9 protein-coding genes are annotated in these 6,000 nt (G+C 58.8%); 5 read left to right on the forward strand and 4 right to left on the reverse strand.

Annotated features, from left to right (window positions below):
- Positions 1-48: 48 nt before the first annotated feature.
- Positions 49-318, reverse strand: a complete 270-nt coding sequence (locus CFE428DRAFT_RS38050) for a hypothetical protein (protein ID WP_131990120.1) — start codon at positions 316-318, stop codon at positions 49-51.
- A 277-nt stretch (positions 319-595) separates the two neighbouring features.
- Between CFE428DRAFT_RS38050 and CFE428DRAFT_RS30430 the strand changes: the two genes are divergently transcribed.
- Both CFE428DRAFT_RS30430 and CFE428DRAFT_RS38055 read left to right on the forward strand, forming a co-directional pair.
- Positions 596-928 (forward strand): hypothetical protein, encoded by a 333-nt coding sequence (locus CFE428DRAFT_RS30430; RefSeq protein ID WP_006983575.1) that lies wholly within the window; start codon positions 596-598, stop codon positions 926-928.
- Positions 929-1,105: 177 nt separating this feature from the next.
- The gene (locus CFE428DRAFT_RS38055) at positions 1,106-1,294 is read left to right on the forward strand and encodes a hypothetical protein (RefSeq protein WP_006983576.1); all 189 of its coding nucleotides are present in this window, start codon (positions 1,106-1,108) and stop codon (positions 1,292-1,294) included.
- Between the two features lie 17 nt (positions 1,295-1,311).
- On the opposite strand, the gene CFE428DRAFT_RS30435 is transcribed toward CFE428DRAFT_RS38055, so the two are convergent.
- On the reverse strand, positions 1,312-1,911 hold the full coding sequence (locus tag CFE428DRAFT_RS30435) for a PepSY-associated TM helix domain-containing protein (protein ID WP_006983577.1): 600 nt from the start codon (positions 1,909-1,911) through the stop codon (positions 1,312-1,314).
- Entirely contained in the window at positions 1,908-3,362 is a 1,455-nt protein-coding gene (locus tag CFE428DRAFT_RS30440; RefSeq protein ID WP_042726130.1) for a DUF2271 domain-containing protein, read from the reverse strand. The genes CFE428DRAFT_RS30435 and CFE428DRAFT_RS30440 overlap by 4 nt, the downstream gene beginning before the upstream one ends.
- A gap of 264 nt (positions 3,363-3,626) precedes the next feature.
- Between CFE428DRAFT_RS30440 and CFE428DRAFT_RS38335 the strand changes: the two genes are divergently transcribed.
- The 3 genes from CFE428DRAFT_RS38335 to CFE428DRAFT_RS30455 all read left to right on the forward strand — a co-directional run bounded on the left by CFE428DRAFT_RS38335 (position 3,627) and on the right by CFE428DRAFT_RS30455 (position 5,303).
- Positions 3,627-3,980 (forward strand): hypothetical protein, encoded by a 354-nt coding sequence (locus CFE428DRAFT_RS38335; protein WP_006983579.1) that lies wholly within the window; start codon positions 3,627-3,629, stop codon positions 3,978-3,980.
- 22 nt (positions 3,981-4,002) lie between these two features.
- On the forward strand, positions 4,003-4,371 hold the full coding sequence (locus CFE428DRAFT_RS30450) for a DUF6614 family protein (RefSeq protein ID WP_006983580.1): 369 nt from the start codon (positions 4,003-4,005) through the stop codon (positions 4,369-4,371).
- A 203-nt stretch (positions 4,372-4,574) separates the two neighbouring features.
- Positions 4,575-5,303: a hypothetical protein gene (locus CFE428DRAFT_RS30455; RefSeq protein ID WP_042726131.1), complete on the forward strand. Its 729-nt coding sequence runs from the start codon at positions 4,575-4,577 to the stop codon at positions 5,301-5,303.
- Between the two features lie 143 nt (positions 5,304-5,446).
- Here CFE428DRAFT_RS30455 and CFE428DRAFT_RS30460 read toward each other — a convergent pair.
- On the reverse strand, positions 5,447-6,000 hold a 554-nt coding region (locus tag CFE428DRAFT_RS30460), incomplete at its 5' end, for an IS1634 family transposase (RefSeq protein ID WP_042726132.1).

Genomic DNA, 6,000 nt, shown 5'->3' on the forward strand with positions numbered 1-6,000 from the left:
AATCGGCAGCGATCACGACCCACGTCGGGGCTGCCACGCTGACATCACTCAGCGGTTAATTTCGACTTCGTTGCTGTGATAGTGATGGTGATGCACATGGCCGCCCACGGCGATCGAGACATCATTGTCGTGATGCCAGTGATGCCAATGGCGGGGGTGCTCCACGACTACCGAGTCATTATCGTAGTAGTGGTGATGATGGTGATAGCGCCAGTCGTTGTTATGGTAGACGACCGTGGTGTCAGCCTGGGCAGGTGTGGCCACCGCAAATCCGGCTACGGCCATGGCACCCATGATAAGAATTCGAATCAATTTCATGTTACTTATTGGTTGTTTCGTGATTGCGGTGAGAATGGAAAAGCCCGCCCGCAATTTGAAAACAGGATCGCAAAGCGCGCGGTAGGTGCGTCCCTCGCCTGAACATTCCGGACGCTCGCGGAAGCAGGCGTCATCTTATCGAATTTGCGGCCCCGATTTTGCGCTCAGTGCACACCCTGAGACCGAGGTTCGTTGGTATCACGAAGCACGCGTAGCCGTTGAAACAACCGGCGCAAAAACCAAGATAAAATCCAAAATCAAACCCTCATCTACGATCATGAAAAAAGCACTGATTCCGTTCCTCTGCACGATCCTCGCCTCTGCGGCCATTGCGGCCGATGTGGAAAAGACGACGACGACCACGACCACCACCTACGGTGATGGGACCATCTCCGAATACGCCCCCGGGAAGACTTTCATCGTGAAGGAAAAGTCCGGCCCGGTTACCTATCACTACGGCAAGAAGGTGACCTACGTCACCCACGGCGGCAAGGTGCTGACCGACGAAGATGTGCGCACGCGCGTCAAGGTCGGCGTGCCGGTGCACGTGTATTACGACACGGAGGGCAATGAACGCGTGATCAGCCGCGTCGAGGTGGAAGGCGATTGATCGCTGCGGTTGACTGATTATTACACGCCCGCTTCGCTTCGGTGGAGCGGGCGTGTTGCTTTTCTGAATAGATATTCAGCTGAATATTTATTCAGGACCGAACGAGTGTCATGTTATGCACGGAAGTTAACATCCGAAGTGTCGAGCCATCGCGATTCCAAGTAGAAACCAATTGTTATGCGAACCGCTATCATTTCCCCATTATTGATCGTCAGTATCATGGCTCTGAGCGGATGCGATGTCCGTGTGAAATCCGATGCCCCACCGACGGTGGAAAAGAAGGATACGACGATCGTCAATCCGGCCCCGGAAAAGAAGGTCGAGAAAGATACGACGATCGTGAATCCGCCGCCCGAGAAAAAATGAGGAGCAATTCGCCTTTGCTAGGGAACGAAGGCGAAGTAAGCGACGACGCAGCTGACTATGCAGAAGGCCAGGGCGGCGAGCCCGAGCGGACGCCATTTCGGGACCATGCACCACAGCAGCAGGCCGGTTGCACACGTGATCAGCAGCAAGACGGCGGTGGCATCGATGATGAAACGCCAGACGGGGCCGGCGTCGGTCCCACGATGAAGGTCGACAAAGCGTCCGGCAAATCCGTAAGACTCGAGCGAGATTTCCGCATGTCCATCGGCGCGCTGAATGGTCGCGTCGGTATGGCGGCCGGGAGACTTGAAGGAGAGGGTCAGTTGGGCGTCCTCGATCTCAAACGAATCGAGAGCACCCGTCGCGGAGAAATCCTTCCGTAGTTTTTCGACAATCGCCAGTTTGTCCGGGTTCTGGGCCATGGCTTCGGGGACGATGCCTTCCTTTTTCACGATGTGGGGCGCGGCGAATCCAAACCACTCTTCGTGATTGAGCATGATGCCTGTGACCGAGAAGAAGATCACCGCCAGGAGGCCCAGCATGGAGATGTAGATGTGAATGGTGCGCGACCACTTTTTGAAAAGCAGCCGGCGGTGGTGACTGGCATCCGTACTCATTGAGGGGGACCGAAGCTCAGCGTCGTCTGGCCGAATTCCGTCGTCCCCGCAATGACCGCTTGGGCGGGGAGGCGATTACAATCGATTTTCGCGCTGCCAATCGTGTGGGAGCCATGCTGGCGGTTTACTTCGAGAAATACGGTGTAAGTGCCAGTGGGCAGTGGTTTGCCCTGGTCGTCGAGACCGTCCCAAGCGATGCGATGCTGGCCGGCTGGGCGGGTGGCTCGGGTTACCGTCGCGGCCCATTGTGGATCCTGCTGAGCGAGCTTCCACCATTCCGGAAGATCGGGAAGATATTTGGGAGCGTTGCCCCAGACCGCGACCGTGCGCACCCGTTTGCCATCGGCGTTTTCCACCCACACGGCCACATAGGGGCGGCGGATTTGCCGCGCATTTCCCGTCGGCGTTTTCAATAAAATGGAGATGGAGACTTGATAGTTGGCCGGCCATAGACCCGGCTGACCGGCTATCGGGGCCGCGGGAGGCGGGGTTTTCGCCGAGGGGATCTCGTAGGTGGCGAAGCGCGGGCTGCGGAGCTGTCGGCCATCCGCGGTGACGATCAGGCAATCCGCATCCTGGATTTGTCGCACCAGTTCCAATCCTTCCTCGGGCTTCAGGACACAGAGTGTCGTGGCGAGCGCATTGGCGTTGGCGCTGTTGCCCGCGATGACGGTGGCGCTGGCCACGCCTTCGGCCGGGAGGCCGGTGCGGGGATCGAGTATGTGGGAGTAGTGTTTGCCCCCAAAGGTATAGCCGCGCTCGTAAGCCGCACTTGTCGAAATGGCGCGATCGGTCAATTTCAACTGGGTGAGCGGTGGTGCGTTGTCCTCGCTGTGGGCTGGATTGGCGACGTTGATCATCCATGGCATTCCGGGCGCGGACGCGCCGCTGGCGAAAATGTCTCCGCCCACGTTGAGCAGGATGCCGGGAACGCCCGGCACCTTGGTCCGCCCGGCTACCACTGCCTTGCTAATGATATAGCCCTTGCCGAGCGAACTGACGTCGAGTGTCCCGCTGGTCAGTCGCTGGACGGTATGCGCGGTGCGGTCGAGCTTCCAGCCAGGCAAGGCCAACGCACGCACGATCGGTATCAGCGTGGCGGCAGCGGGTGGTGCACCGGCTTTCTCCGCAGCCTTCCAGGCGCCGATGAGTTCCCCGAGGTGGCCATTGTAAGCGCCGCGAGATTTCGCCGTCCACCAATCGTAAAATCCGAGCACGTCGAGCAGCTCCGCCGAACATGGCACGGGGACGGTGGTTGCATTGACGCGGCTGACCTCGCTCGTCTCGTCGTAGGTGCTGAGGATTTTTCGGAGCCGCTCGATCTCATCGAGGATTGCCGTTTCCACCGCGGCCGCTTGTTGTGCGTCGGAGGCCTGCACCTGCAAATCGAGCGAGGTGCCCAGCACGCCTTCATGATGGAACGTGAAGAGTTGCGGTGCGGCGGCGCGCACCGGCTCCAGCCATGCTACCGTCAGGAAGACGCACGCAAGTAATGAGCCAATACTACCCCAGCGAATAAGAAGCGATCCTGGGGAAAACATTCGCGTTATGGGGCCATACGTGGATGTACGTGTCAATTGCCGAACCGGGGCGATTTTCGCAAACGAGCGGCCATCCCGTCGGTGGTTGCCAGTCGCGGTATTAGGTAGCGGAGCGGCGGAGGAGCTATTCCCTGTCGTTGACGCGTGCGGTCGGTCGGAGGTGTAATCCGGGCTATGAGCAGACTCCTCCCGGCCAGGCACACGCGTCGTTTCGTAGGGCTCCTGAGCTGGTCGACATTCCTCGGCCTCGCTGCTTTCGCGGCCGGCGCGGACCCCATTGTCGGTCGCTGGAGTTGGCATAATCACGTTGTGCTCTTTATTCATGCCGACGGCACGGCCGGGCTGGGGGAGAGTGGTGGCAAAGGGAAGTGGGAATGTGTCCGCCCCAATGAAGATCCACGGAAATACATCCTCGATTGGAACCGCGGACAGTATTACGAGACGCTTTATCTGAAAAAGCACGGCAGGAAGATTTCCGGCTACGATCAGTTCGGACATCACGTGTGGGGAGTGCGGATCGAAGACTAATTGAGGAACCGCTGGAGGGCGCATGATTCACTATCACGTGTGGTTCAACCTGAAGGAGACGCTGGACGAAGCGAGCGCCTTGGAAGTGGTGCGCCGATTTCTGGGCGAGTTGCAGGAATTGGGGGCGGTGTCCGGTTTTCGATTGTTCCGCAATAGCGGCGCCTCGGCAAAGACCAAGCTCCCGCGATTTCATGCGCTCATCGAATTTGCGAACGACGCGCAGTTCTCGGCGGCGTTTGCTTCGCAAGCAGCCCGCGGAATCCACGCCGGGCTCCATGGACAGGTGTTGGCCTTGGTCAATCACTTCCAGGTCGAGATCTTCCGGGAAGTAGCTGGTCCAGATGCGCCCACCAGTTTGGAACTTGCGGGACTTCAAGCCTGCGAGATCTAGGCCGAATCTGCGAGGGAACACGCACGCCCGATGGTGGAGGGTATCACCGGGACTTTGGATTGGCTTAAGGCGGAGTTGGATTGGCCTGCGCTTTTTCGCGATTTTCGCTTTTCGGATTCGTGGGCTTCGGCGATGTATAAGGCCGAATGCACTGCCGCTGTTCCCCTTGCGCGTCTGTCGTTTTAATCCTCGCCCTCAGCGGGTTGAGTTCAGGCTGCCATAAGGAGAAAGGCCCGTCGCCCGAGGCCCAGATCGAGCAGTTGCAAACGAGCGCCGAGCTTGATCGGACGAAGAAGAAGCTCGCCGCCACGGAAAAGGAGAAGACCGCGAAGGATGACGCAATCGTCCTCGCCAAGGAAGAGGCCGAAAAGGCGAAGAAGGATGCGGCGGAGAAGGACAAGGTGATCGCGGACAAAGACGCGAAGATCAAGGCGCTCGATGCGGAATTGACCGAGTTGAAAAAGCGCGACGTGTTCGCCTACGCGGAGGCCAGTCGCTTTCACCAACAGAATCTGAACACCTCGGCCCTCGATCGCTACCGTCAGTTCATCGTCACCTATCCGACGAGTCCGCTCGTGGCGGATGCGAATCGGGCGATTGCGGAGTTGAACGTGACCGCACCGAAAGAAGCGCGCGCCCGGGCGGTGGCCGGCGATCCGTATGCCGCGGAGCGTGCCGCGCTCAAGAAATTCAACGATGGCTGGGCCACGGCAGAAGATCTCGCGCCGCTCTTGAAACAGAAAACCGTGGCCGACGTGGTCAAGCTGCTCGGGTCACCGAACAAGATTTTTCGCGATGGTAAGGAACTGGGCTATGTCGATCGCGTCGTCGATCCGGAGACCGGAGGGCGGGCAACTCTCGTCATCGGGTTTGAAGGTGATCGTGTCGCGACGTTGCGCCTTGGGTATTTGGGCAAACCGATCCGGCCGTAGGGCGGGGCCGTGCAGGTATTCGACGGTCACAGAATGCCGATACATGGAATGCCATTCCACCAACGCGTTCGCGCGATTCCGGCCCTAACCCAAGTTCGACAGTTACGAAGTTAGTTGGGTTGATTTTGAAGGGCTTACGTTGATTAAAGGCGGTTTTTCTCCACTACATTTTCGATGATTTTCGGACGCGTGGGCAGTTTCAGGCCCAAGTGAGCCAGCAGATCGGCGGCCAGCGGTTCGGGTTTGCTGACTAGGCGCAGCCGGGTTTCGCCGCGGTCACGGACGTTGAACAAGAGGTCCATGGAATGAATGGTGCCGAGTTCCTGCACCACTTGCCGAGCGGTGTCTCCCATGGCCTTGGCTTTGAGCCAGAGTTCCAAGGTGCGCCACATGACCAGCGCCAGGAAGCAGACCAGGATGTGGGCCTGCACCCGATCTTCTTTTTGATGAAAGACTGGGCGCAGTCCCAAGTCGCTCTTGCTGGTCCGAAAGGCGTCTTCGACTTCCGTCAGTTGGATATACCAACGCCAAAGCTTGCCGGGATCTTCTTCGGTGCAGTTGGTGCGCAGCAGATAGGCGCCATGGGCGGCTTGCGCCCATTCGGTTTTGCTCGGGTCTTCGCTGACGCGCAGTCCGACCGCGCGGCCTTTTCCCACGAGCACTTCGACTGCGAAGAGCTTTTCGGCGGCGGTATTGC

The organism is Chthoniobacter flavus Ellin428 (assembly GCF_000173075.1).
In the GTDB taxonomy this organism is placed as follows: domain Bacteria; phylum Verrucomicrobiota; class Verrucomicrobiia; order Chthoniobacterales; family Chthoniobacteraceae; genus Chthoniobacter; species Chthoniobacter flavus.

Bases quoted from the DNA above. Each gene is read 5' to 3' on its own strand.
- CFE428DRAFT_RS38055 (WP_006983576.1), top strand. From the start codon at position 1,106: ATGCGAACCGCTATCATTTCCCCATTATTGATCGTCAGTATCATGGCT.
- CFE428DRAFT_RS30450 (WP_006983580.1), top strand. From the start codon at position 4,003: ATGATTCACTATCACGTGTGGTTCAACCTGAAGGAGACGCTGGACGAA.
- CFE428DRAFT_RS30435 (WP_006983577.1), bottom strand. From the start codon at position 1,911: ATGAGTACGGATGCCAGTCACCACCGCCGGCTGCTTTTCAAAAAGTGG.
- CFE428DRAFT_RS30430 (WP_006983575.1), top strand. From the start codon at position 596: ATGAAAAAAGCACTGATTCCGTTCCTCTGCACGATCCTCGCCTCTGCG.
- CFE428DRAFT_RS38335 (WP_006983579.1), top strand. From the start codon at position 3,627: ATGAGCAGACTCCTCCCGGCCAGGCACACGCGTCGTTTCGTAGGGCTC.
- CFE428DRAFT_RS38050 (WP_131990120.1), bottom strand. From the start codon at position 318: ATGAAATTGATTCGAATTCTTATCATGGGTGCCATGGCCGTAGCCGGA.